The organism is Shewanella sp. S1-58-MNA-CIBAN-0166, from assembly GCF_040310085.1.
In the GTDB taxonomy this organism is placed as follows: domain Bacteria; phylum Pseudomonadota; class Gammaproteobacteria; order Enterobacterales; family Shewanellaceae; genus Shewanella.
The window spans coordinates 201,676-223,348 of sequence record NZ_JBEOPN010000001.1 but is presented as its reverse complement, the minus strand read 5'-3'; the positions used below and the strand labels follow the sequence as shown (position 1 = coordinate 223,348).

Genomic DNA, 21,673 nt, shown 5'->3' with positions numbered 1-21,673 from the left:
CCTTAGTGCTGATGAGCATCGGTAGTGGTTGATTCTTTGGTCGTTGGCGCATTACTTAAACGCTGTAAACTGCCTTGAATACTGGCTTCTGAGTCCAATAAGAACTGCCCTGAAATAACCACTTTGTCATGTTCATTCAGTCCTTCTAAGATTTCGGCTCTACCGTCTGCCATCATACCAATTTTGACTGGCACGGAAGCAAAGCTGGTATCACTGCGTTGCACCACCACACGGTTTTCACGTCCGGTAAGGATCAATGCTTCAGTTGGTACAGTGAGCACATTATTCTTAGGCAGACCAAATAAGGTCACATCAACTAAACTGCCTGGTCTGAGTTTGTCGTTATGATTGTTAAGCTTGATCCGCACCCGCATCGCTCGGGTGACAGGGTCTAATTCTGGGTAGATATAGTCAATTGTCGAGTCAATATCAAACAGCCCTTGTGCTGCAGCGCTAACAGTGACTTTACGGCCTTGTTGTAGCCAGCTTTGTTCATTTTCAAATACATCAGCAATGACCCATACACTGTCTAAATTAACGATTTCAAACAAGGTATCTCCAGGCTGAATATACATGCCATCACGCACGGTTAGCTTACTGATAAAGCCATCTTGTGGGGCATAAAAAGGCACTTTAAAAATGGTTTCACCGGTTTTTTCTAAACGATCAATTATCGAGGTATCGACGCCAAGCAACTCTAAGCGTTTACGTGCTTTAAGTAATAAACTGCTACCTCGTTTTTTATCTTGCAAAAGGTAGTCTTGAGCTTGGGAATAGTCGTCTTGGGCATTGACGAGTTCGGGCGAGTAAAGCTCATATAAAAGTTGGCCCTTTTTTATCTGTTGTCCCACGTTATTTACCGTGAGCGTTTCGATCCATCCGGTTGCGCGTGTATGCACATGGCCAATCGCATTTTCATTATATTGCACTGTGCCTATGGTATTCACTTGGCGCGACAAATTGGTTTTTTCAACTACATGGCTTCGCATACCCAAAGCTTGTTGCATCCCGCCAGAAACACCGACAACAATTTCTTGGCTTGCATCGGTAACGGTGACTTTCTCTAGGTTCATCCCGCAAATAGGGCAGGTACCAGGAGCATCGGACACTACATGTGGATGCATTGGACAGACATATTTTACATTGGTGCTATCGCTCTGATTTGCTGTCGGCACTAATGTAGGTTTAGGTTGGCTAAACACCTTATCTGCTTGGCTTTGTTTTACAGGAGTCGCACTTTGCATGTTTGCCATTGGATCTTGAGTGCCGTCAACGGTGGACTCTTCTTCCTCCTCTTTGACGACGAGAAACATATTACAGATGGGGCAGGTTCCCTCTTTATCACTGATCACTTCAGGGTGCATCGGGCAAGTATAGGTTTTACTGGCTTGTGACTGATGCTGAGCATGATCGTGCTCTGCGCCATAAGCGACAGGTGATGTGAAAGCCGCGGGGATCATTACCCCAACAAACGCGCCTAATAGCACACTAGAAAGTGGGAATTTTTTCATAACAACCTCGATATTCATCATGACAATACTGACGATTGCCATGATGATAAACGCTAAAAACAATAATGTTGAATGTGCTCAACACACAAGAATGATCAATTAAACTTGTCTGCTAGGCTTGGTTCTTTTGGAATAGCGCCATGCATGTTAGCCATCGGATGTTGAGTGTCGCCAGCACTGGACTCTTGTTGCTCATCTTTGACGACGAGAAACATATTACAGACGGGACAGCGCCCCTCTTTATCGCTGATCACTTCAGGGTGCATCGGGCAGGTATAGGTTTTACTGGCTTGCGACTGATGCTGGGCATGATCGTGCTCTGCGCCATAAGCAACCGTTGATGTGAGAGCTGCGGGGATGATGACCCCAACGAATGCGCTTAATAGCACATTAAAAAATGGCAATTTTTTCATAATAACCTCGATATTCATCATGACAATACTGATAATCGGCATGATGATAAACGCTAAAAACAATAGTATTGAATGTGCTTAATGCACAAGAATGATCAATTGAATTAAGCGATAGGAGGGCGAAACGCAGGAGGGAATGCGATTGACACATGGTTAACAACCATCGCAAGCGGTGCAGAGTAAACGGGAATACTGGTCGTTGCCAATGGAATATCAATTAGGTTGGCAGTAAACGAAATAGTCAAACAGTGGTTACAATCCAAGCTGCAAAATCCGGAACCATTACAACAGCTGGTTTGCGGTAACTTTGCGGCAATAGGTTCATCCATATCATTGACGATATTTTGCATATTATCGTGGCAATTCTTCATTGCCTTATGCGACATGGCTGATGTGGTGTTGGTTGTTTTGTCGGTTTGAGCGGACATTGCTTGAGCCATTTCTGCATGGGCCATTGGCACCATCAAACTGTCATTAGTCAGCAACCCCTGTCCGACAAGTGCGAACAAAGTGATTACGATGATCCAATAGTTTGACTGCTTTGCTCTCATTTAGCCTTAACCAAGTCGTTTATTAGGGGTTAGCTTAACAGACCTTTACTTAAGTAAAAATCTTTCAAGTAATAACAGATTAAATTTATTAATCTGAAAATGATGATAACGCTTTTATGATCAGTATCGTGTGATACACATTCCATTTCATTAATTTAGGGTCAACTTACGTTTAAATCGCCATTATTTGCGCTTTAGTTTGGGCCGATACCTGTTGCGCTTAAGCATATCAATCACCCAAATCAATCCACTAAAGGTTAACCATAACGTTATAAACGCAAAAATCTTGATAGGGATGTTATTAAAGCTGCCTTCACTGGTGTAATCCATAAAGTGCAGCATAAAAAATATATCGGCTAAACGTGTATGTTCATCACTGTGGCCGACGAGTCGACCCGACTGTGCTTCAATATAAACACTGGTGCCAATGTTATCAGCAAAGTTTATCTGCCAAGTGTCATTGCGCTGTTTTGGAAAGTCGTCCAATGGCGGAGTGAGTAAGAGAGTTGAACTTATTACAGCCTCTCCAGAGTAAGATGCTTTGGCCAACCGTTGCGCCATTGTGGTATTAATTATTACTTGGTTACCGTCATAAGCATCAACCAAGGTGTAGTCATTGTTAAGATGATTGTATAAGCCTTTTTCATGGGTTAATAGGTAGTAAGGTTTATCTAATAAAGTAATGATGTTAAGCGATACGCTAGGTTTAAAGGCGGCCAGAATAGTACTAGGTTCACGCAAACGATGAGTCTCTATTACCACTTCAGTGTGAGTGTCGTTAAGGTGGGTAAGTCCTTGGGCTTTATTGTGATCCATAAGATTAAAATACAGCCCGCTGATTAACCAAAGGAGTAACTGAACCCCTACAATGACTGATGCCCATTTATGCAGTTTTCTGACCCAAAACATTAGGCAACCCCACTGTGTTTACGCTTGCTCAACATAGGCTTACGTTTGTTTTTAGTACGACGTAATACCCTGAAATACACTAATATTAACCCGCTAACGGTAGCTAAAGTTGAGAACAACGCTATCCAGAATAATAATTGGTTATCGATTTCTTCAGCATCGCCATAATCCATCACATGAAAACGAAACACCCAGTCGAATAAACGCCAAAATGCATGGCGCTTGCCTACTAATAATCCACTGTCAGCTGAGATATAAAGTGATGGTGCGGAAAAGTGGTCGAAATTAATTCGCCACGCCGGTAAGTGACGAGCACTGAGTTCAAAAGGTGGGTTATCGGTCAGTAAACTCACTTCGCTAATGGGCTCATTACCAAGGTAATAATATTGCGCTAATGCTATGGCTGCCGTTTGATTAAGTGGCGATAAACGTTCACCTGTTTGCGCATTTAGCAGTACCTGCTGAGTCGATTTTATGGTCGCATTTATGGTCGGAATAGAGAAGCGGTATACGTCTTGTTGCATCAGTTTACCGACACTTATTTGCTCTGCTTCAGGATAAGTTTGTAACAGTTTTGCCAATGAATACTGCATTTTATCGGGATTGATTTTTGTTTGGGGGTTACTGATGAGCGAATCCCCATGAATATAGTCAATATGCATAAACACCATATATGTTCCAGTTACTGACCAAATCACAAACTGTAGCCCGAGAAACAGCATCAACCATTTATGGAGTGTTCTTGCGGTTTTATGCATTCAAATTAACCTTATTATTTTTATTATTGGTTTAGTTAGAAAGTGTTTTAGGCTAGTAAATCAAGCTATAAATGACCATCGAGATACCATTATCTGTTAAGTGACTCATAGTTTGCAGCAATTTATGTTAATCGTGAAGTTAAAGCAGAGCTGTCAACGTACGCCAATAGCATTACTAGCACTAATAGCATCACTAGCATGCAATTAGTGGCTAACAATGCGATGCCTGCAATGGAGTCGCATCACATTCAACATTAGTCGTCAGCGCTAACGCCGAATCAATTAGCGGGCCGTGAGTGATTATTTCGCTAATATTTGGCAGGAGATAAATGTTATCTCCTGCCTTTATCAAAGAAGGTGCATTTATCTACCACCGCTGTTGTTAATTTTTGCTCTTCAGTGTTGTTAGCCACTAGTGAAGGGTGAAGGCAAATACTTAAATTCAAAATCAAATTTAAAATCAAATATAAAATCAAAAACAAATTTGGACACTGACAAGTTCACTCTTTTACTCAACGTTATCTTTATTGGCCACTTCGTTGACCTGATCCAGTAATTGATCATTATTTCGGTACGGCATGTGCAAAAGTCGAGATCTAGCTCGCATTTTAGACATATTTTAGATAAACAATTCTCAAAATGGCGACTAAAATCAATTTTATAATTTCGAATAATCCTAAACTAGACTTATAAATATTAGAAATTCCTTTTTTTGCTATTACGGAGATTGAACAATGAACTGGCGTGCACTATTTAAACCAAGCGCGAAGTACTCGATTATTGCCCTTATTGTGGTTGGTGTAATTGTGGGTGTCGTAGGTTATTTCGCAACACAACAAACTTTACATGCAACAAGTAGCGATGCTTTTTGTATGACATGTCACCGTGACCACTCGTTAAGAGAAGAGGTTATGGCGTCAGCCCATGGTGGTGGTAGAGCAGGTGTCACAGTACAATGTCAAGATTGTCACTTACCACATGGCCCATTTGATTATTTAGTTAAAAAAATCATTGTTTCTAAAGACATTATTGGCTTGATGACCATTGATGGCTTTATGACGCAAGAATGGTTAGATGAAAACCGTAAAGAACAAGCTGATTTAGCATTAGAATACTTCCGCGGTAATGATTCGGCTAACTGTCGGCATTGCCACACTCGTATTTATGAAGATCAGCCAGATACGATGAAGAAAATGGCCGTAAGAATGCACAGTATGAACTTTAAAAAAGCACCAGAAGATAGAAAGACCTGTGTCGATTGTCACAAAGGTGTCGCGCATCCTTATCCTAAAAAGTAATGTGCCGATGTTATTAACTAAAAAACCTCGTTAAATAACGAGGTTTTTTTATGTCAATGTCTCAGATAATCGTCATTTTTATTATTTGTTGCTGCGGTTAACAAGCGGACTAGCGTACTGTGAATGATGTTGCTCAAATAGTGCAAATACTCCCCACAGCAAAATCGCCCGATAATGTGCCGCAGGTATACTGTTTCGGAAATTTTTTAAGCGTGTGAGTAGCACAAATAGCATGTGCATTGCTGCGGTGATAAAGGCAAACGTATTAATAAACAGCGATACATCAGGGCTGAAAATAAACAAGCCGTAAGCCACCAAACACCACATCGACAAAGTGGCCGTTTTACCAATTAGTATAATATCGTGTATTGATATAGGCATTAACTTAATCGGCCGATAATTCGGTATTGTTCGGCTGATATTGGTACAGTCGATAACATACTTGACCTGCCTTTTTTTCTTTTAAGGCAACCCAGGTTGCTGGCACATTGACTGAGGTTAATTCTGATTCGGTTTCGAGATAAATTTGTGCATTGGGGTTTAACCATTGATGTTGCATCAATAACTCAATGGTTTTGTTTACTAAATCTTTACGAAACGGTGGATCGATAAACACAATATCAAAACCACTGGGTGTGCCTTTAGCAAGCACTTGTAAACTGTCGGCATTAATAACCTGTGCATTTTGACATTGCAGGGTGGCAAGGTTTTGTTTCAGCTGATGAGCAGCATTTTTTTGCAGTTCAATTATGGTAGCAAAACTGGCATAACGGGATAAAGCTTCAAGGCATAAAGCACCGCTGCCGGCAAAGCAATCGAGTACTCTGGCACCACGGATATCGTTGGCAAGCCAATTAAATAAGGTCTCGCGGACGCGATCAGTTGTTGGGCGTAAACCTTCAAGATCATGGATCGGTAGCTTACGAGATCGCCATTGACCTGAAATAATCCGCACCTGACCGCTGCTGGTATTTTTTTTAGCCATCTCACCCTCGTGATTTTGCCTGAACAAAGAAAATAGAAAGTGGTAGACTATGCCACAATCTGAACCGCCGTTATTTTATATCAAACTTGTGATTAAATGTGAGTATTCATCATTTTACTGGTTAGAGATGCAACAAACGGCTTCAACTGAATTTTTAAGCATATAAATACTGGTAGCAAACATGGCAAAGAAAGGTTTTTTTTCCTGGTTTCGTAAAGATAAGCCCGTCCCTGAAGTTGAAGAACAGCAACAACTCGATATTGATGCGGAACATGAAGTTGCAACAGAGTCTGCTGACCAAACCCAACAAGCTGAGCTGCAAAAGCAAACTGAAGCAACAGCGCGTCTAGACGTTGAGCGTTTTGAGCAAGAACGTCTCGAAAGCGAACGCGCAGAACAAGCGCATATCGACACTGGGCGTATTGCCGCGGATAAGTTAGCTGCTGATGTTTTAACTTCAGAAAAGCTAGCCGTTGAGCAGGCAGAGCAACAAAAGCAAGCACAAGAGACTCAGCGTTTAGAAACTGAACGCTTAGAAGCCGAACGTATTGAACAACTTCGTCTTGAACAGCTTGATCTAGAAAATAAGCGTCTTGAGCAAGAGCGTGTCGACAGTGAACGAGTAGAACAAGCCCGTATCGATGCTGAGCGTATTGCTGCAGAAAAGCTAGCTGCTGAGCAGGCTGAGCAACAAAAGCAAGCACAAGAGATTCAGCGTTTAGAAACTGAACATTTAGAAGCCGAACGTGCTGAACAGATTCGTCTTGAACAGCTTCATCTAGAAACGAAGCGTCTTGAGCAAGAGCGTATCGACAATGAACGAGCAGAACAAGGCCGTGTCGATGCGGAGCGAACTGCTGCAGAAACGTTAGCAGCTGAAGCCTTAGCAACCGAAGCTTTAGCTACAGAACTAGCCGCACAGCAATTAGCAGAGCAGCAATTAGCAGAACAACAGGCTGCCGAGCAACAAGTAGCCGAGCAACAAGCACCGATAGAGTCTATTGAGTTAGCACAACAAGATGAACCGCAAGCTAAACCACAAAAAGAGGGTATGTTTGCCCGCTTAAAACGTGGCTTAATGCGCACCAGCGAGAATATTGGTTCTGGTTTCATTGGCTTATTCCGCGGTAAAAAAATTAATGATGAGTTATTTGAAGAACTCGAAGAACAATTGTTAATCGCTGATGTGGGTGTCGAAACCACCAATAAATTAATTAAAAGCCTGACCGAGCATGCATCACGTAAGCAACTTAAAGATGCAGAAGCACTTTATGATTTAATGCGTGAAGAAATGCAAAAAATGCTCGATCCGGTAGCCATTCCTTTAGTTCCCGATAACGCCAATGGCCCGTTTGTCATTCTTATGATTGGTGTCAATGGTGTGGGTAAAACCACCACGATTGGTAAACTGGCTAAACAGTACCAAAGCCAAGGTAAATCTGTCATGTTAGCAGCCGGTGATACCTTCCGCGCAGCAGCCGTTGAGCAGTTACAAGTGTGGGGACAACGCAATAATATTCCGGTCGTGGCCCAACATACTGGCGCAGACAGTGCTTCAGTTATATTCGATGCCTTACAAGCCGCTAAAGCGCGTAAAGTAGACGTATTAATTGCAGATACAGCGGGACGTTTGCAAAACAAAAGTCACTTAATGGAAGAGTTGAAAAAAGTCGTGCGAGTGATGAAAAAACTCGACCCAGATTCGCCTCATGAAGTCATGCTAACGCTAGATGCTAGCACTGGTCAGAATGCTATTAGCCAAGCACAATTGTTTAAAGAAGCGGTTGGCGTGACGGGGATTACCATCAGTAAATTAGATGGTACCGCCAAAGGCGGGGTGATTTTTGCGATTGCCGATAAGTTTTCTATTCCTATTCGTCATATTGGTGTCGGTGAGCAAATTGATGATTTGCGTACTTTTAACTCCAATGACTTTATTGAAGCATTATTTAGCCAGGATAAAACGGACCAATAATTTATGATCCAATTTGAGCAGGTCAGTAAAATCTATGCTGGAGGCCAAAAGGCCCTTATGGATGTCAACTTTCACCTTCGACAAGGTGAAATGGCTTTTTTAACCGGCCATTCTGGTGCGGGTAAAAGTACCTTGCTCAAACTCATTACGGTTATTGAACGTGCTACGGCAGGTAAGGTGTCTATTAATGGGCATAACATTGCCAATGTAGGGCCAAAACATGTGCCTTATTTACGTCGCAATATTGGGGTGATCTTCCAAAATCATCACTTGTTGATGGATAAAACCGTATTTGACAATATTGCTTTGCCGTTAGTGATCGAAGGTTTCACCCATGGCGAAATTCGTAAGCGTGTTGCTGGCGCACTCGACATGGTGGGTTTATATGGCAAAGAACGGCATTTGCCGATAATGCTGTCGGGTGGTGAACAACAACGAGTCGGCATTGCCCGTGCTATTGTTAACAAGCCACCACTGTTGTTGGCCGATGAACCTACGGGTAACTTAGACCCTAAATTATCGATGGATATTTTACGCTTATTCGAAGCTTTTAATGACTCGGGTACTAGCGTGCTAATTGCCACCCATGATTTAGGCCTTATTGCGCGCATGAAATATCGCACTTTTACTCTGCGTGAAGGACGTATGCTCGGTGGAGAACGTTCTACTGCTGGTGGGGAGACAATACGATGAGTAAAAAAGTGAATATTACTCAGAGTAAATTACCTTTAAGCGGTCGTATTGTGATGTTTTTTATTCGCCATGTGCAACAAGGCATGTCGAGTATGGGAGAACTTTGGCGCAGCCCTGTTTCATCCATTATGACCATGGCAGTATTGGGCGTGAGTTTAAGTTTACCGGCGGCATTGCAGGTACTGGTAAAAAATGCTGAAAACATCACTCAATCTTGGAACAGTGCCGCTGAAATTTCGTTATTTATTAATAAAGGCCGCAGTGAGCAATCCATTCAAAGTTTGTTGTCGCGTATAAAAGCATTCCGCGAGGTTGAATCGGTCACTTATATTAGTCGCGATCAAGCATTAGAAGAGTTTCAACGCTTATCTGGTTTTGGTGAGGCGTTGTCATATTTAGATGAAAACCCACTACCTGCAGTCGTTACGGTAACGCCTTCGCTTAAGTATTCTAGTCCCACAGGGGCGCGTGAGTTACTGGTAAAATTAGAACGTGAATCCGAAGTTAACTTTGGTCGTTTAGATATTGAATGGTTAGAGCGTCTGCAGGCATTACTTAAATTACTTGAAAAAACCGTGTTGGCCATTGCTGCCTTGCTGGTTCTTGCGGTGGTATTAGTAATAGGCAATACCATTCGGCTTGCGATTATGAACCGTCGAACCGAAATTGAAGTGATGAAGCTAGTGGGTGCAACCGAAGCCTTTATTCAACGTCCGTTTTTATATACTGGAATTTGGTATGGGGTCATCGGTGGCATTTTGGCTTGGCTCATTATTAATGTGTTAGTGTGGTATCTCGATGGTGCCTTAGCAGAGTTGCTGGGATTATATGGCAGTGAATTAACCATCCAGTCATTAACATTTTCAGAGTTGATTAAACTGGTGTTATTGGCATCATTCTTAGGCTGGTTTGGCTCATATTTATCTGTACGACAACACTTACGTAGCATTGAACCGTCATAATTGCAGGCGTATAATGAAGCTTAAGCCTTAATAATGAACGTTTGTTCACTTGCATTGCGATAGCCTTGCGGTAAAAATGTTCATCTAGTAGAACCTTATTTGACATATGATGTCATATAGTTGATAGTTTATCGGCTAAATCGAGTTAGCTCTCTTGTGTTGTGAACCAAGAGACCTTATTCATCGTACAGAATCATCGTACCGAGTTAGCTGAAATATATTTTTGAATGTAGTAGGAGAGCGAATGACTTATCAAACGCAATCAATGGCGCTGGCGGTTCCGCATAATGCTAGTAGCCTAGAAGCGTACATCCAGTCTGTGACCAGCATCAATATGCTGGACGCCGATACAGAGTACGACATCGCCAAGCGTTTACAAGAAAATGGCGACCTACAAGCGGCAAAGCAATTAATTATGTCGCATCTTCGTTTTGTTGTGCATGTTGCGAAAGGTTATTCAGGATACGGTTTACCACAGGCAGATCTTATTCAAGAAGGTAACATTGGCTTGATGAAAGCGGTTAAACGCTTCGATCCCGATGTTGGTGTTCGCCTTGTGTCTTTTGCGGTGCATTGGATTAAAGCTGAAATTCATGAATACGTGTTGAAAAACTGGCGTATCGTGAAAGTAGCGACCACGAAAGCACAGCGTAAATTATTCTTTAATATTCGTAAGTCTAAAAAGCGTTTAGGTTGGTTTAGTGACGCTGAAGTGACCATGGTTGCAGAGAATTTAGGCGTATCGAAAGCTGATGTGACCGAAATGGAATCACGGATGGCAGCCCAAGATCCGGCCTTCGACTTAACCAATGACAGCGATGACGATCATCATGATTTTGCCCCAGCATTATATTTAGAAGATCATTCTTCAGATGTGGCGGATCAGGTTGAGCATGCCAATTGGGAAGCAGACTCTCAAACACGTTTATTATCGGCCATTAAAACCTTAGACGAACGTAGTCAGCATATATTACGTGCGCGTTGGTTAGATGATACTAAAGTGACTTTGCAGGAACTTGCATCGACTTATGAAGTATCGGCTGAGCGAATCAGACAGTTAGAAAAGAATGCCATGAACAAGCTTAAATCTTGTATGGAGTAACACTCCAGCGTATTCGATTTTGATAGATTAAAACCTGCTACGGCAGGTTTTTTTATGGCTTAAATTTGATAATTTGATAATTTGGCTGCGAAACTTTATCAGCACTCATTGATGTTGAACTGAGGTCAATCCAATGTAGACCCATTCACTTTAGAGCCTGTCAATGTCGTATAGGCCAATTTCGAATAAACGAGTTTAGTGCCATCAAATAAGCCCGAAGCCACCGATGGTTAAGCGTTGTTGAGCAATCAATATTATTATGGTGCTATTTTTGCTGCGTCTATCTGGGTTTGAATGGCGTTGATGATGCTTTTTCTTGGCACTTTTAAACCACTGGTGACGACGTCTTTTGGCCAACCAAAAAATTGTCTAGGCCGCTTGAAACGCGCCAGTGTTGATTCAACTAACTGACTCAGCTGCAGGTTAATGTTGTCGACATCAATGGCTCTTAAATCAACAGTCTTTAAGTCAACAGCCTCCATGTTAACAGTCTCGAAATCAACTGGATTGGCATTAACGGTTTCGAGTTCAATTGCATTAGTACTATTGTCTACGACACAATAATCAATAATGGCAGCAGGTAAGTGGCCAAAAATTGTATCGTCTAAGGCAAATACAATTGCTTGTGCGACATTAGGATGGGTTAATAACACCGCTTCAAGTTGTTCTGGATGAATGTTCTCACCGCCACAAATAAACATGTTATCCATGCGGCCTAAAATACTCAGTTGTCCCTCTGGATCTAATAGTCCTTTGTCGTGGGTACAAAACCAACCTTGATCATCTAATGGCAAGCTTAACCCCTGGTCGGTTAAATAGCCTAAAAATAAACACTCACCTTTTACCCAAATTACCCCGTCTTTCAACCTCAGTTGTCTTGAAGGCAAAGGACAACCATGATGGCCTAATAAATTGGCTTTAGCGGTGGTAATTTGTGAGCTCATCTCTGTCATACCATAGCTGGTGTAAGCGTTAATGTGCAGGTGTTGTAGTGCATCAATAAGAGCCGGTTCTATGGCTCCGCCACCCAACAGTAATGCGCTTACATTGGTAAACGCCGCGGGATGTTGCTGGAGTATCTGTATCGCCTGGGTTGGCACTAATGACACATGGGTGATATGGCTACTTGCAAGTTGTTCGGCCAGTGTCAATGCGGGATCTCGCAATACAATACAGGCTCCAGCTAAAGTGCAACGATGGATAATGGCCAACCCACCAATATGAAACAGTGGTAACGATAATAGCCAAGTGTCAGACGGGGCTAAAGCAATAAACGTTGCAGCCCCTTTAGCGCTGCTCAAATGGTTAGTTAAGCAATGTACCGCAGCTTTGGGTGTTCCACTTGAACCAGATGTGAGAATAATATTGGAAGCTTGATGCGGTGATACCTCAACAGCTTGGTTGCTTAGTTGATCTACTTTTTGAGGCAGTTCAATATCGAGCCAGTAGGCAATCTCAATTGCGGTTTTTCTGCTGACGTTATCGGTCCATAACCATTGGAGCTCAAAGCGTTTGATAAGCTGATTAATCTGCACATCAGCCAATCGAGGTGACAAAGGTAAAAATATCCATCCCGCATCAATGCATGCCCAATATAGGCAAATCATGTCAATATTATTGTGTGACACACAAGCTACAATATCGCCATGCTTAACACCTTGTGATTGCAATTGTTGCACTACGCAGTGAACTAAACCACTTAACTGAGCATAACTGACGCGAGTCGTGGGGCAAGTATTGTTGCAAGTCTTATTACCAGTAGTGATGCTCGGATTGACGGCTTTATGGCTACTTTCAATAGCAATAGCATCTGGATGATTTAATGCTGCTTGATGCAAAGGTGACATCATTATATATCAGCCTCGCCTGAGTCTTGTGGTTGGCCGATGTGAGTCAGTAATTGCAACACTTGATGATTTAGCCGTGGAGATAACCCAGAGGTGGCTAACAGCAAGGTTTTGCCAAAGGCGCTTAATGTATCAAGGCCTGGTGGTTCATCTGGTGTTAGTGCCTGGCTCACTATGCGTAAGTCGCTGATACCGAGGTCAGCTTCTAAGCTTGAACTTACTATACCGCGCACACCAGCAAGATGAGCTTGGCTAATCATGTTTTGCAATTTTTCCAGCGAACCCAATAACATGGGTTTGATAATTAATGCGCCTAAGCCGGGTTGTTGTAATGCTAAATCGAGATCAAATTGAGATGAATTTAATGACTCATCTAAAGCATATTTTATTCCTAATTGCCGGTGTATTTGGGCATTATCACTGGGGTTAATACATGGCTCTTCAATGTATTCAATTTTGTGTTTTGGTAAACACGCTAAAAAGTCGATAGCCTGTTCAAGACTAAAACCACGATTAGCATCTAAGCGTAATGTTACGTGAGGTGCGATTGCCAGCACTTGATAAATAAATTGGATTTCGCTTTCCATACTGGTTTGAGCGACTTTAATTTTTACGCTGTTGATGCTGGTCAGTGTCTGTAACTTTTGAGTAATAACGTGTGCTGACATTCCATCGTAAAGTAATGGCACCACAGCTAACTGAGTCTGTGGATTTTCGATGCGAACAGGCAATCGATGGGTTAGTTTTGCATCCAATAAGCTCAATGAGAATGCCAATGATGGCAGCGACATCTGCTCGGCAATATTGGCTAAAATCGCTAAGGGTTGATCGATCAAGCTCGGTAATATTGACAACAGTTGTGATGTCACCTCATCAAGCGACTCTTGGCTAAACCCTGTTATTGGTTGGCTATCAATATCAAGGCCTGATAATGGGGCAATTTCAACCCAAGCCACTTGTTGATTATTGAGCTGGATAGCAAGCACTAACCCTTTACGAAAATCAATTCGTTGTATGCCTACAGGTAAACTAGGATTGAGCTCAATTTGATATTGATACAGAGTACAGCTGGTTATCGTTGAGTTATCTGATGACATTGTTACTCCTTTGGATCCGTTAACGGATCTAAGCACAATAACCCCAGTAAGGTGTCGGTAAACAATTGAGGATGCAGGCTGTGAATATTATGTCCTGCGGCGTGCAAAGGATGTAACTGCAAAGTGCCTAAACCAGACTCTGCCAGTGTCGCCTGCCAATCTATAGCCACCTGAGCAAATTTTTTGTCATCAACCCCATACATAAAATGACATGGACACGTTAGCGACTCAAGTACAGTGCGGCAGTCTTGCTGCAAACTAAGAGACGTTGTTATGTAACAATTGGCTAAGCGTTGTGGATCATTGCTGCGGCGTATTGCAATAAGTTGCTGCTTTTGAGATTGACGCAAGTCATTAAAAACCGCTTGTTGATACCAAAGACTGAGAAAGTCCGCTATGGGCATATGCTGGAGTTTTTTCGCCCAGATACTATCGCTTTTAGCTCGCGCGGCTTGTTGCTGAGCATCTTGCAAGCCTGGATGAGCGGATTCGAGCGTTAAGCTCAAGAGCGAATCAGCATAATCATCTGCAATATGCAGCGCTATCCGTCCGCCGAGTGAGTAACCCAATACATGAAACTGCATATAACCCATGCTATGCATTTTACTCACAATAAGCTCTGCCGCTTGGTGTAATCCCGGTGAGTTTAAAGTGTCTACGTTAGCGCCATGGCCTGGTAAATCAATGCAAATACAATGAAAATATTGGCTTAAACGTGGCATTAAAATAGACCAGTCGTCTTTACTACCCAAAAAACCATGCAGCATTAATAATGCTGGTAATTGTGGTTGGCCAAAGCGACTGATCATTACCATTAGTGTTGTTTCACCCATTGACTGATTTGTGCTATTTGGTCGCTGGCTTGAGTTGGGCTGACATTGACTTCAATCACTGAGGCACAATTAAACTCAAAGGCTTCTTGATACGCTTGATTAAACGACTCAATATCATCTGCTTGTCGATAGGCTAAACCAAACATAGCAGCGCCATAACCAAACTCTAAACCGTGGCTTAATCGATAAAAATCATTGCGCAGGCTTTCATTGGGTACAGGTAATAGATTAAAAATATTACCTCCATCATTATTAATAATAACCAGCACAAATGGTTGAGTCATTTGTTTTAACAGTGCCAGAGAATTGAAATCATGCAAACAGGATAGGTCGCCCATCACTAGGGTTGTAGATGCATTTTTGTCTGCGGCTACGCCACAAGCGGTTGCAATTAATCCATCAATGCCCGATGCCCCTCGGTTGGTATAAATTGCCGGTGTATTGGTGGCAATTGGTGCGTACATATCGTAGAGCCTGATAGGTAAACTATTACCGATAAACAGTATATGTTGATCTGTTTGAGCCAATGCTATGGCACGCACAACTTGGGCTTCACCAAAGGTTGTATTGTCGATTTGTTGTTTAAACAGCGACTCCAATGACTCATTCAGCGGTAATAATTGTAATGCCCAGTTGGCTTGTGATGAGCGTGGCCAAGGTAATTGGCATACCGCTTGAACACTTGCCTGATAAAATTCTTTAGATTGATGGCTCGGGTCTAAACGATCGCCGTATTTACTTACATGCCAGTAGCTATGCCAAGATTGTTGGGCAATATATTGAAGTAAACGTTTAGAAATAAAACGCCCACCAAAGACTAATATCCGCTCAGCTTGCTCGAGTTGTTTGTTGGCTTTCGGGTTTAATAATAACTGGTCAACGTGGCCTATTACGCCTGGATGCTGACGCAACTGTGATTGTGCATCAACTAATACTGGCCAGCCAAGCTTCTGTGCTAACGCGACGATTTGCTGTGGATTATCTTCAGGAGCTAAGGTACCAATCACTATCACGCCTTTACCGTGAACAAAGCGCATTAAGGTGTCTGTAGTGGGTAACTCTGCAGTCGTTAGGCTAGCATAGCGCGTCAGTGGTTTAGTGTTTTCAAACCACTGGTTTAATGGTGCAAGATAGGTTGCAGTTGTAAAGCTCGCGGTTTTTTTTACGTGAGCCAATGTCACCAATTCTGTTGGGTATAGCGGCTCACGGTACATACAGTTTATGTGAACCGGCTGGTGTTGGTTAGCTACAGCATGATCGATAGTACTCAATAATGCATTAGCCGGATAACCAAGATCAGGCGTTGGTAAGTTAACTTGTTTAGCATATTGAGCAAAAATAGCGGGCTGAATTATCGCTTGATTCGCACCACAATCAATCAGCTCTGGTGGTCTGTCACCAGATAAAATAATCAGCGGCACATGGGTTAACCACGCCTCAACAATGGCTGGATAAAGATTGGCCACGGCGGTGCCTGAGGTGGTAATGATGGCGACTGGCGCATTGCTGGCTTTTGCCAATCCAAGGGCCATAAACCCTAAACCACGCTCGTCAAAATGAATATGACGAGTGAGCTGGGTTTGACTAGCAGCGGCCAATGTTAGCGGAGTTGAGCGAGAACCTGGTGCCATACACACATGCTTAACCCCTAAGCGTGCAAGCTCTTCCAAGATCAATTGACCCCATAACAAATTCATATCGGCGCTGGTCTGTTGTTGCATATTGGCTCATATTACAAATAAATAAACGAATATTAGTGTAACGCCAAGTTAGCGTTATATCTAAGATTTAGCGCAGATTTTTATCCAAAATCTGCGAAATAAGTTGTTAAGGCTACAATCAAATATCAGCCTCATCCTCTCTTGCTTTATTTATGTTGTGCTAATGTTATTAATATGATTTATTTATTGTATTAAAAATAATAACAAGGACTCTCGGAATATGGAATCTGCTGCATTATTAAAAAGAGTTGATGAGTTACCTCGCTTACCCAAAGCGGTTAGTGAATTGTTAGATGCGGTTAATAATGAAAATACCACCGTAAAGAGTATTGCAGCCAAAGTGGCTCAAGATCCTCTTATTAGCGCTAGAGTATTGAGGTTAGCTAATTCAGCTCATTTTGGTCGCAGTCGTGAAGTGGGTTCTATTGACGAAGCTGTGATTCGATTAGGCATGCAAACGTTGCGGACGTTAGTGATTGCTTCTGCGGTTATTGGTGCAATTCCTAATGCTGAAGGGATTGATCTCGCCCAATTCTGGGGTGAGACTTTTGAGGTCGCCCTGTATTCACAAGAAGTAGCCAAACGTTGTGGCGTTGCACCAGATGAAGCTTTTACGTGCGCAATTTTACACAATATTGGTGATTTACTGATTGCCGTTGTTGAGCCTTCGGTCGCAGCACAAATCAGAGCCGCTGTCGCTGAAGGGGCTGATAAGCAACAGCTTGAAACGAGCTTATTAGGTTTCGACTCACCCTCTGTTGGTGCTCTATTAGCTAAAGCATGGAAATTTACTCCCTCTTTAGTGCAAGGGCTCGAGCATCAACGCGCACCGCTTAATGCCAAGCCGGTTTCTAAGCTGGCTGCCGTTATCTATTTGTCGCACGAGGTGTTTGCCCATTGGGATGATCAACGCGATGACGAATCTTTTACCGCTTGGTTGGCAGATATAACGAATCACAAAGCCGGTATCATCAAAATGGATATGGCCGGATTAGCCGAGAAGCTCATCGAGTTAAGAGGTAAAGGGTTAGAAATAGGTAAGCAATTAGCTTAGTTACAGTTAACACACTTAACCATTAAGCTCTGTCTATACAGAGCTTTTTTAGGCTTGATTGTTAATCCATTCGCTCATAACCACATGGGTTTTAATTTTGACGATGTCAGCTTGAGCATCAATAAATTCGCGGATTTCATGTAATCGTTGCATAGAATTGGCATGCACATAAACCAATAAATCCATGTCGCCGGTAATGCCTTGGCAAGTTATCACTTCCGGTATGGTGGTGAAAATATGGATGACTTCGGCGCAACGGGCGCAACGATGCTGAATTTCAAAGTATGCCGACACGCCTTGTTTTTGCGACTCACTCAGTAAAACCTGATAGCCACGGATAACCCCCGTTTGTTCTAATTTCTTAATTCGCTCGGTGACAGCACTGCGCGATAAATTCACTTGCTCAGCAATAAACGAAATACTCTGTCGAGCATTGTGGCGTAATTCGTTTATAATCGCTTTATCAAATTTATCCAATGATTTATATCCCGATAATTGTGTGTCACACCTACATACTGTCATTATGACGGAAAGTTGCCTTTTATCCGTCATATTGTCGGTTTAGCAAAGCAACTTGAGCTCATTAACCCGCAGAATGTTTTACTGTTTGGCCTTATAATATCGCAATATATCACAGTAAGAATAAGATAATGAATCAAATGACCGCAACAATAGGACGCTGGCAAGGCGCTGGCTTAATGGCCACCACATTGCTAGGCACTGGGGTATTTATTTTACCGCAAATGACCATAGAGGTAGCAGGCTCAGGTTCGCTATTAGCATGGTTGTTATTAACGGTAGCCATTATTCCAGTCGCATTAGTATTTGGTTTGTTAGCGAGTCGATTCCCGCATGCAGCGGGTCCAGCTTACTTTATTGAAAAAGCATTTGGTGCTACAGCAGGCCGAACAATTGGGCTGATTTTTTTATTAGTGATCCCCATTGGTGCACCTGCTGCAATTTTAATGACCTTTCAATTTTTAGAAGCATTAATATCGATTTCTGGGCTAGGTCAATTAGTCGCAGAGTTATTGATTGTGGTTGTGTTATTGCTGCTGAATATTAAAGGTATTCAGGTGTCGGCAAAATTACAGTTTGCATTAACCTTGTTGATTGTATCGGTAGTCGCAATATTATTTGGCGCCAGCGGGTTAAATGTCGATCAGCTACAAACCTTTGCGCATGGCAGTCATCCGCAGTTTAGTGGGGTGATGCTAGCAATGGGTATTGGTTTTTGGAGTTTTCTAGGCATTGAGGCCATGACACATCTTGCCAGTGACTTTCGCCAACCCGAAAAAGATTTGCTGCCTGCAATGATGATGGGCACCGTATTAGTGGGTGTTATTTATTTAGCCTGTACTTTTTTATTGCTAATGGTACCAACCGAGGGTGACGGCTTAGCGATGATATCGGCATTTGATTATTTGTTATCAAACACCTTTTTGGGTGGATATGGCGCGTATATCATCGGAGTATTAGGTATCGCCAGCGGGTTAGCAACCGTGAATGTGTATGCTGCTAGCGCCGCGCGTTTATTGTGGAGCTTCAGTAAAGAAGGCATTTTACCGCGCTATTTTGATAAATTAAACCCACACGGTGTACCCTTTAGAGCCTTGTTTGCCATTTTGGGGGCTATGGCGGTGGTGATCATCGTGACCTTTTATAGCACTCAAGAATTAGAAGACTTAATCGCTTGGAGTAATGGCGTGTTTGTGATTATTTACTTATTGGCGATGTTGTCTGCAGCTAAGTTACTCAGCAAGCGGTATCTACCATTAGTGATTGCAGGTTGTTTGTTTTGTGTTGGTTTGGGCATCGCGCTTGGCAGTAATATGATTTACGCCATTGTATTGGTGTTGGTTATCGCCCCTTTTATGTGGTGGCAAAAAGCTCATCTTACGCGTAAGTATTTACTCAATAATAGCCAAGGCTAATTGGCTATTATTTAGCGAGTTTCCATGGCGATATTGCGCATTTGAATCAGTTCACTGTGCTTTAAATGCAGTAAATCAGCTGTACGGCGAATAATTTGGTCTTCATATTGCGACAATTCACCATCGGCATAAGCTAATTGCCACATTGACAGCAGTAATTTTTGTTTGTCATCAATACTAAATTGAGCATTGATTTCGGCGGTAAACTCAAATAGAGACGTGGCATTTTTACGGCTTTGATTTGCTTCTTCTATAAGGGTTATCGCTTCTTCTGGGTTAATGCCTAAAGTGCTGATGAGCACTTCGGGCAGTAAAGCAGCTTCAGCAGCAGCCAAATTTTCGTCGGCGTACACAACCTCTTGCAATAGGGTTGCCGCGGCCAGGTTGAGGTTTTTCTGTTTCTCTTCTGGGCTACTTTCTTGAGTATGCGATTGGAGAAATTGCTTTAGTTTGGCGATCATAATTATTCTGTCCAATGTTACTATTCATTTTTATGCTAGCAAAAATGCTAATCCCAAGCGAATGGCTTGGGATTAAATAATGTTAACGCGGGTGTTAGGGTAGCTTTAAGCCGTCTTAATAATGATTATAAGACTGAACCTAAGCCTTTCATTAATAAATCAACCGTACCGTCACCACCACTCTGTTGGAGATAGTTTTTAGCGATATCAACCATAGGGGTAATATATTCTTTTGAGATACCAAGCTTTTCAAAAGCATCATATACCATTGCGCTACCTTGTAACGCAGAGCCTAAATCACCTGCTTGTGACAATAATCCTGACATGCCATTGCCTGATGATAAAGCAGGAACTGCAGCCAGTAGACCGTCCGCATTTGGGATGCTGTTGCTTAATTGGCTAAAATCATTTTCACCTAAATTGGTTTGAGCCAAGCTAAGTAGTGAGCCTAACCCGCCTTCAGCTTGGGTTTGAGATAAGCCAAGTTGAGACATAACGTTACCCACTAAAGCACTTGATTGCTCAGTTGTTTCAGACAGTGCAATGGTTTTGGCTTGTTCAGTTGCTGGTTTTTTAGTTATTTCAGCAACGTTGTCTAACCAGCCCGCAGTTGCTGGCGCTGAGAATACGAAGACGGTAAACAGTACCGGTAATGCAGAAGCTAATTTCATAATGAGTGTCCTTTGATGTGGCTCAATGTCTAAACTTATGCATCATTTTACCCTGATTTACATAAATGCGACAGATGATCGCGATTTTTACACATTAGACTTGTGCAAAATGCATTTTTTTTGGGTATCCTAAGCGCAATATTCGTTGTTAATAGATTACTGGAACCCACATGTCATTGTTTGCAATTTTGACTGAAGCATTTAACTTTTTTCGAAACCACATCCGTCAGCTTGCCGTACTGACGCTGCCATTACTGTTAATCCAAGTCGCTATTCAACTTTGGCTAGGTAATGAAATGCTACAGGCTGATGCTGAAAACCCACAATTCGGTGCAGTACACGCTGCAGCAATGATGGTGTTATTGTTGGTGTTTTCGTTTTTAATTGCCGCATTAACTTTGTATTTAGAGCTACGCTCTCAAGGCCATGATCTTGCCCCGGCACAAATATTAAAGGCTAGTTTGCCTTTTGTACCGCCATTATTACTGGCTGGAGTATTTTCTGGTTTAGCCATTTTAGCGCCGGTGATGATCTTTGCTGCGTTTGGCCCACTATGGTTGATTGGCTTAATCGTGAGCTTGTACTTGTTTTCTCGCCTCGCCTATGTGAACTTTATGGTGGTGGTTGAACGTTTAACACCTTTAGAAGCGATTAAGAGTAGCTTTAAATTTAGCGGCCCTATAACGATTAAAACCATTGCGGTATTAATGCTGTACGTGCCATTGTCTCTATTAGCTGGCATGTTTTCACAAGTCGCGATGCAAGTTGGTTTTCCATTGCAGCTGGTGGTTGAAGCAACGTTTTCGTTCTTAGGTTTGTTTGTTAATATTGCGTTATTTAGATTGTATATGGTTAATCGTAAAACACCGGATGCCGATAAAGCAGAGGGATAAATATT

22 protein-coding genes are annotated in these 21,673 nt (G+C 42.3%); 8 read left to right on the top strand and 14 right to left on the bottom strand.

The window, feature by feature from the left end; all coding sequences use genetic code 11:
* Positions 1-2 precede the first annotated feature (2 nt).
* From AAEY99_RS01035 to AAEY99_RS01015, 5 genes are all read right to left on the bottom strand, one after another.
* Entirely contained in the window at positions 3-1,511 is a 1,509-nt protein-coding gene (locus AAEY99_RS01035; protein WP_162022077.1) for an efflux RND transporter periplasmic adaptor subunit, read from the bottom strand.
* A gap of 95 nt (positions 1,512-1,606) precedes the next feature.
* A complete protein-coding gene (locus AAEY99_RS01030) occupies positions 1,607-1,924 on the bottom strand; it encodes a heavy metal-binding domain-containing protein (RefSeq protein ID WP_502959483.1) in 318 nt (105 codons plus the stop codon).
* Positions 1,925-2,028: 104 nt separating this feature from the next.
* Entirely contained in the window at positions 2,029-2,475 is a 447-nt protein-coding gene (locus tag AAEY99_RS01025) for a CopL family metal-binding regulatory protein (protein ID WP_162022078.1), read from the bottom strand.
* A gap of 183 nt (positions 2,476-2,658) precedes the next feature.
* The gene (locus AAEY99_RS01020) at positions 2,659-3,384 is read right to left on the bottom strand and encodes a PepSY-associated transmembrane domain-containing protein (RefSeq protein WP_162022079.1); all 726 of its coding nucleotides are present in this window, start codon (positions 3,382-3,384) and stop codon (positions 2,659-2,661) included.
* On the bottom strand, positions 3,384-4,142 hold the full coding sequence (locus tag AAEY99_RS01015; RefSeq protein ID WP_351008615.1) for a PepSY domain-containing protein: 759 nt from the start codon (positions 4,140-4,142) through the stop codon (positions 3,384-3,386). The genes AAEY99_RS01020 and AAEY99_RS01015 overlap by 1 nt, the downstream gene beginning before the upstream one ends.
* Positions 4,143-4,876: 734 nt before the next feature.
* On the opposite strand from AAEY99_RS01015, the gene AAEY99_RS01010 reads away from it, so the two are divergent.
* A complete protein-coding gene (locus AAEY99_RS01010; protein ID WP_101084896.1) occupies positions 4,877-5,440 on the top strand; it encodes a NapC/NirT family cytochrome c in 564 nt (187 codons plus the stop codon).
* 81 nt (positions 5,441-5,521) lie between these two features.
* On the opposite strand, the gene AAEY99_RS01005 is transcribed toward AAEY99_RS01010, so the two are convergent.
* Both AAEY99_RS01005 and rsmD read right to left on the bottom strand, forming a co-directional pair.
* Entirely contained in the window at positions 5,522-5,821 is a 300-nt protein-coding gene (locus AAEY99_RS01005) for a DUF1145 domain-containing protein (RefSeq protein ID WP_101084897.1), read from the bottom strand.
* Positions 5,822-5,825: 4 nt separating this feature from the next.
* On the bottom strand, positions 5,826-6,425 hold the full coding sequence (rsmD, locus tag AAEY99_RS01000; RefSeq protein ID WP_351008612.1) for a 16S rRNA (guanine(966)-N(2))-methyltransferase RsmD: 600 nt from the start codon (positions 6,423-6,425) through the stop codon (positions 5,826-5,828).
* A gap of 181 nt (positions 6,426-6,606) precedes the next feature.
* Here rsmD and ftsY point away from each other — a divergent pair, with 181 nt between their 5' ends.
* The 4 genes from ftsY to rpoH all read left to right on the top strand — a co-directional run bounded on the left by ftsY (position 6,607) and on the right by rpoH (position 11,157).
* Positions 6,607-8,400, top strand: a complete 1,794-nt coding sequence (gene ftsY, locus AAEY99_RS00995) for a signal recognition particle-docking protein FtsY (protein ID WP_351008609.1) — start codon at positions 6,607-6,609, stop codon at positions 8,398-8,400.
* Positions 8,401-8,403: 3 nt separating this feature from the next.
* Positions 8,404-9,093 carry a cell division ATP-binding protein FtsE gene (gene ftsE / locus AAEY99_RS00990; protein WP_101084900.1) on the top strand — a complete coding sequence of 230 codons (690 nt, stop codon included), beginning with the start codon at positions 8,404-8,406 and terminating at the stop codon, positions 9,091-9,093.
* Positions 9,090-10,055 carry a permease-like cell division protein FtsX gene (ftsX, locus tag AAEY99_RS00985; protein ID WP_101084901.1) on the top strand — a complete coding sequence of 322 codons (966 nt, stop codon included), beginning with the start codon at positions 9,090-9,092 and terminating at the stop codon, positions 10,053-10,055. Before ftsE ends, ftsX begins: the two co-directional genes overlap by 4 nt.
* Positions 10,056-10,299: 244 nt before the next feature.
* Positions 10,300-11,157 (top strand): RNA polymerase sigma factor RpoH, encoded by an 858-nt coding sequence (rpoH, locus tag AAEY99_RS00980; RefSeq protein ID WP_011635768.1) that lies wholly within the window; start codon positions 10,300-10,302, stop codon positions 11,155-11,157.
* A 257-nt stretch (positions 11,158-11,414) separates the two neighbouring features.
* Here rpoH and menE read toward each other — a convergent pair whose 3' ends face one another.
* The 4 genes from menE to menD are packed head-to-tail and all read right to left on the bottom strand — an operon-like array spanning position 11,415 to position 16,655.
* Positions 11,415-13,007 carry an o-succinylbenzoate--CoA ligase gene (gene menE, locus AAEY99_RS00975; RefSeq protein ID WP_351008607.1) on the bottom strand — a complete coding sequence of 531 codons (1,593 nt, stop codon included), beginning with the start codon at positions 13,005-13,007 and terminating at the stop codon, positions 11,415-11,417.
* A complete protein-coding gene (gene menC / locus AAEY99_RS00970; RefSeq protein ID WP_351008605.1) occupies positions 13,007-14,101 on the bottom strand; it encodes an o-succinylbenzoate synthase in 1,095 nt (364 codons plus the stop codon). Before menC ends, menE begins: the two co-directional genes overlap by 1 nt.
* Before the next feature lie 2 nt (positions 14,102-14,103).
* On the bottom strand, positions 14,104-14,916 hold the full coding sequence (gene menH / locus AAEY99_RS00965; RefSeq protein ID WP_351008603.1) for a 2-succinyl-6-hydroxy-2,4-cyclohexadiene-1-carboxylate synthase: 813 nt from the start codon (positions 14,914-14,916) through the stop codon (positions 14,104-14,106).
* Positions 14,916-16,655 (bottom strand): 2-succinyl-5-enolpyruvyl-6-hydroxy-3-cyclohexene-1-carboxylic-acid synthase, encoded by a 1,740-nt coding sequence (gene menD / locus AAEY99_RS00960; RefSeq protein ID WP_192114017.1) that lies wholly within the window; start codon positions 16,653-16,655, stop codon positions 14,916-14,918. The genes menH and menD overlap by 1 nt, the downstream gene beginning before the upstream one ends.
* Positions 16,656-16,875: 220 nt before the next feature.
* Here menD and AAEY99_RS00955 point away from each other — a divergent pair, with 220 nt between their 5' ends.
* Positions 16,876-17,709 carry an HDOD domain-containing protein gene (locus AAEY99_RS00955; protein WP_192114018.1) on the top strand — a complete coding sequence of 278 codons (834 nt, stop codon included), beginning with the start codon at positions 16,876-16,878 and terminating at the stop codon, positions 17,707-17,709.
* Positions 17,710-17,757: 48 nt separating this feature from the next.
* Here AAEY99_RS00955 and AAEY99_RS00950 read toward each other — a convergent pair whose 3' ends face one another.
* A complete protein-coding gene (locus AAEY99_RS00950) occupies positions 17,758-18,186 on the bottom strand; it encodes an Lrp/AsnC family transcriptional regulator (protein ID WP_101084907.1) in 429 nt (142 codons plus the stop codon).
* 173 nt (positions 18,187-18,359) lie between these two features.
* On the opposite strand from AAEY99_RS00950, the gene yjeH reads away from it, so the two are divergent.
* The gene (gene yjeH / locus AAEY99_RS00945; protein ID WP_351008600.1) at positions 18,360-19,643 is read left to right on the top strand and encodes an L-methionine/branched-chain amino acid transporter; all 1,284 of its coding nucleotides are present in this window, start codon (positions 18,360-18,362) and stop codon (positions 19,641-19,643) included.
* 11 nt (positions 19,644-19,654) lie between these two features.
* Here the strand turns inward: yjeH and AAEY99_RS00940 are convergent, their stop codons facing one another.
* The gene (locus tag AAEY99_RS00940) at positions 19,655-20,104 is read right to left on the bottom strand and encodes a tellurite resistance TerB family protein (RefSeq protein WP_101084909.1); all 450 of its coding nucleotides are present in this window, start codon (positions 20,102-20,104) and stop codon (positions 19,655-19,657) included.
* Positions 20,105-20,229: 125 nt separating this feature from the next.
* Positions 20,230-20,775 carry a DUF2780 domain-containing protein gene (locus tag AAEY99_RS00935; RefSeq protein WP_182743340.1) on the bottom strand — a complete coding sequence of 182 codons (546 nt, stop codon included), beginning with the start codon at positions 20,773-20,775 and terminating at the stop codon, positions 20,230-20,232.
* 170 nt (positions 20,776-20,945) lie between these two features.
* Here AAEY99_RS00935 and AAEY99_RS00930 point away from each other — a divergent pair, with 170 nt between their 5' ends.
* Positions 20,946-21,668: a hypothetical protein gene (locus AAEY99_RS00930; RefSeq protein WP_101084911.1), complete on the top strand. Its 723-nt coding sequence runs from the start codon at positions 20,946-20,948 to the stop codon at positions 21,666-21,668.
* Positions 21,669-21,673: the final 5 nt, after the last annotated feature.

Bases quoted from the DNA above. Each gene is read 5' to 3' on its own strand.
- AAEY99_RS01035 (WP_162022077.1), bottom strand. From the start codon at position 1,511: ATGAAAAAATTCCCACTTTCTAGTGTGCTATTAGGCGCGTTTGTTGGG.
- AAEY99_RS01030 (WP_502959483.1), bottom strand. From the start codon at position 1,924: ATGAAAAAATTGCCATTTTTTAATGTGCTATTAAGCGCATTCGTTGGG.
- AAEY99_RS01025 (WP_162022078.1), bottom strand. From the start codon at position 2,475: ATGAGAGCAAAGCAGTCAAACTATTGGATCATCGTAATCACTTTGTTC.
- AAEY99_RS01020 (WP_162022079.1), bottom strand. From the start codon at position 3,384: ATGTTTTGGGTCAGAAAACTGCATAAATGGGCATCAGTCATTGTAGGG.
- AAEY99_RS01015 (WP_351008615.1), bottom strand. From the start codon at position 4,142: ATGCATAAAACCGCAAGAACACTCCATAAATGGTTGATGCTGTTTCTC.
- AAEY99_RS01010 (WP_101084896.1), top strand. From the start codon at position 4,877: ATGAACTGGCGTGCACTATTTAAACCAAGCGCGAAGTACTCGATTATT.
- AAEY99_RS01005 (WP_101084897.1), bottom strand. From the start codon at position 5,821: ATGCCTATATCAATACACGATATTATACTAATTGGTAAAACGGCCACT.
- rsmD (WP_351008612.1), bottom strand. From the start codon at position 6,425: ATGGCTAAAAAAAATACCAGCAGCGGTCAGGTGCGGATTATTTCAGGT.
- ftsY (WP_351008609.1), top strand. From the start codon at position 6,607: ATGGCAAAGAAAGGTTTTTTTTCCTGGTTTCGTAAAGATAAGCCCGTC.
- ftsE (WP_101084900.1), top strand. From the start codon at position 8,404: ATGATCCAATTTGAGCAGGTCAGTAAAATCTATGCTGGAGGCCAAAAG.
- ftsX (WP_101084901.1), top strand. From the start codon at position 9,090: ATGAGTAAAAAAGTGAATATTACTCAGAGTAAATTACCTTTAAGCGGT.
- rpoH (WP_011635768.1), top strand. From the start codon at position 10,300: ATGACTTATCAAACGCAATCAATGGCGCTGGCGGTTCCGCATAATGCT.
- menE (WP_351008607.1), bottom strand. From the start codon at position 13,007: ATGATGTCACCTTTGCATCAAGCAGCATTAAATCATCCAGATGCTATT.
- menC (WP_351008605.1), bottom strand. From the start codon at position 14,101: ATGTCATCAGATAACTCAACGATAACCAGCTGTACTCTGTATCAATAT.
- menH (WP_351008603.1), bottom strand. From the start codon at position 14,916: ATGGTAATGATCAGTCGCTTTGGCCAACCACAATTACCAGCATTATTA.
- menD (WP_192114017.1), bottom strand. From the start codon at position 16,655: ATGCAACAACAGACCAGCGCCGATATGAATTTGTTATGGGGTCAATTG.
- AAEY99_RS00955 (WP_192114018.1), top strand. From the start codon at position 16,876: ATGGAATCTGCTGCATTATTAAAAAGAGTTGATGAGTTACCTCGCTTA.
- yjeH (WP_351008600.1), top strand. From the start codon at position 18,360: ATGAATCAAATGACCGCAACAATAGGACGCTGGCAAGGCGCTGGCTTA.
- AAEY99_RS00940 (WP_101084909.1), bottom strand. From the start codon at position 20,104: ATGATCGCCAAACTAAAGCAATTTCTCCAATCGCATACTCAAGAAAGT.
- AAEY99_RS00935 (WP_182743340.1), bottom strand. From the start codon at position 20,775: ATGAAATTAGCTTCTGCATTACCGGTACTGTTTACCGTCTTCGTATTC.
- AAEY99_RS00930 (WP_101084911.1), top strand. From the start codon at position 20,946: ATGTCATTGTTTGCAATTTTGACTGAAGCATTTAACTTTTTTCGAAAC.